The 2339-nt window shown below is 77.8% G+C and carries 2 protein-coding genes; one reads left to right on the top strand and one right to left on the bottom strand.

Features of this window, described 5'->3' with window-relative positions; translation table 11 throughout:
• A partial coding sequence (locus tag ACSNOD_RS30540) for a PAS domain-containing protein (protein ID WP_436770328.1) occupies positions 1-1142 on the bottom strand: 1142 nt, incomplete at its 3' end.
• A gap of 255 nt (positions 1143-1397) precedes the next feature.
• Between ACSNOD_RS30540 and ACSNOD_RS30535 the strand changes: the two genes are divergently transcribed.
• Positions 1398-2222: an ANTAR domain-containing response regulator gene (locus ACSNOD_RS30535; protein ID WP_436770329.1), complete on the top strand. Its 825-nt coding sequence runs from the start codon at positions 1398-1400 to the stop codon at positions 2220-2222.
• The last annotated feature ends 117 nt before the right edge of the window (positions 2223-2339 follow it).

Here is a 2339-nt window from a genome sequence, read left to right as displayed (position 1 = left end):
GGCTCGGGGGCGGTGCGGCCCGCCGTACGGGGGCGGCGCTCCGCCGCGGGCTCGGCGGCCGTGTGCGGTCCGGTGGCGGTGCGCTGGGCGGGCACCCCCTTGCCGTCCTGCCGCACGGCGTCCCGGCCGCCGGGGGCCGCCGTACGGGCCCCGGACGGAGCCCGGCCCCCTGAGCGGTCCCGCGTCCCTGAGCCGTCCCGTGCCCCTGAACCGTCCCGTGTCCCCGCGCCGTCCAGGGCCCCGGGCGGCGCGGGGGAGCCGTCGACCGCCGCCGTACGCGGGCCGGCCGCCGTACGGGGGCCGGCTGCCGCCCGTGTGTCCGGTGCCGTCCGTCCGGCCGGGACGGCCCCGGAGCCCGGCGCACCGCCCGTCGGGGCCACCGCCCGGCCCGGCGCCGGCGCGGCCTCCGGCCCCGTCGCGAGCTCCGGGAGCGTCAGTCCTGAGAGCGTCTGGAACGCGGCCAGTACGGTGGGGCGGGGCTCGCCCTGCGCCCGTACGGACGTCAGCGTGACCCGCAGTGGTTCGGGCGCCGGCCCGTCGGCCCGCACCCCGCCCGCACCTGGTACCGCGCCCTCGCCCCCGTGCGCCGCGGCCGCGCCGCCCCCGAGCCCGGCGCCACCCGTTCCGGCCACGGCCCCCTCGCGTCCGGCCGTCGGGCCGCCGGACGCCGCCGGGTCCGCCTCCGGCAACAGCCGCACCAGCAGGCTGCGATCGCCCTCGCCGCGCGCCACCGCGGCCACCTGCGAGCGGAACGCGGCGCGGGCGTCGTGCGCCAGGGAAGCGGTGAGCGCGCGCCCGGTGGCGTACCCCGGCCGCGTGCCGAGCAGCCGGGTCGCCGCCACATTGAGCCGGCGGACGACCGTGGCCCGGTCCAGCAGCACCACCGGCACCGGCAGTCGCTGGAAGACCTCGCGCAGCAGGCGCAGTTCCGGTTCCTCCCGGCGCCCCCCGTTGCGCCGCGCCGCCGCGGCCAGTTCCTCGAAGCGCGGCCACAGGACCTCCGCCACGTGCTGCAGTTCGAACAGGGCCGCGTCCAGAGCGGTCACTCGCTCCTGGGGCGGCAGGGCGCGCGCGGTGCGCAACTCCTCGACCCGGCTGCGGAAATCAGCGAGCTCCGCCCCGAAGTCCGTCGACTCGGCCATGGGGCACACCGTAACCGCTGGCGGCCTCCAGGTCTCCAGGGCCGCCCGGTTCGCTCCTCGGGGCCGTCCTGCCTGGTCATCGTCGCCCCTGTCGGTCGATTGCCGCGAAACGGCCACCGTTTCCGACGGCCGGCAGCGGGCAGGCGGCCAGTGACGGTGAATTCGCACGGACTGCGACAGATCTCCCGGCAGGCCCGCGGACGCGCGACCCGTCCAGGGCGCCGGACGGACGGAGACCAGGAGAGTGGCGTGCTCATGACGGGATACCGGGAGTTCCCGCTGGACCCCGAGTCGGGCTCCCCCGATCGCAGCCTCGCGCAGCTCGCCGAGCGCGCGGTGTCCTGCAACCCCGCCGCCTGCGGCGCCACGGCGACGGCCACCGCCGCGCGGGGCGTGGGCTCCGACGGCGCCGGCCACCCGCCCACCGCCGTCACCCACCCCGACCTGGCCTCACTGGTCGCGGTGCAGTGGGAGTCGGGGGAGGGGCCGATACCCACGGCCGTGGCCACCGGCCGGCCCGCCCCCGCCGACGACCTGCTGCACGACGACCGCTGGCCCGGCTACCGGGCGAAGGCACTGGAGGTCGGCGTGCGCTCCAGCATGACCCTGCCGTTCCACCGGCAGGGGCTCACGGTCACCATCACCGTCTACGGGTTCCGCCCCAACCTGCTCAAGAAGAGCGCGCACGGCGCGACCGTACTGCTGGGCGACCTCGCGACCGCAGGACTGCTGCGCGACCGCCAGTACCAGGAGGCGCTCGCCGAGGTGGACCAGCTCGACACCGCGCTGCGCTCGCGCCCCGTCGTCGACCAGGCCTGCGGCATCGTGATGTACGTCCTCGGCTGCGACGCGGCCACCGCGTTCACCCTGCTGCGCCGGATGTCGCAGCGCACCAACCGCAAGCTGTCGGAGCTCGCGGCGGCGCTCGTACGGACCCGGGGCCGGGGCGTGGAACGCGAGTTGCGGCTGCTGGGGCGGGCGGTGGCGCGCGGGGAGGCGGCCGACGCGGGGGCGGTCGGCGGCGTTCCCGCGGACGCGGAGCCGGAAGCGCCGGGGACCTTGGGCTCCTTGGCTCCTTGACGTCCTCCCTGACGCTCTCCCTGTCGCTCTCCTCGACGTCCTCCTTGACGTCCCCGGGCTCCCCGCGGCCCGCCGAGGCCGGGCTGTCGGTCCCTCCCCTGCCGCTCTCCCTTCCTG

The organism is Streptomyces sp. URMC 123 (genome assembly GCF_051386515.1).
GTDB lineage: Bacteria > Actinomycetota > Actinomycetes > Streptomycetales > Streptomycetaceae > Streptomyces.
This window is presented reverse-complemented; position numbering and strand designations above follow the sequence as displayed.

Excerpts from the sequence above, each read along its gene's own strand:
- ACSNOD_RS30535 (WP_436770329.1), top strand. The coding sequence starts at position 1,398 with ATGACGGGATACCGGGAGTTCCCGCTGGACCCCGAGTCGGGCTCCCCC.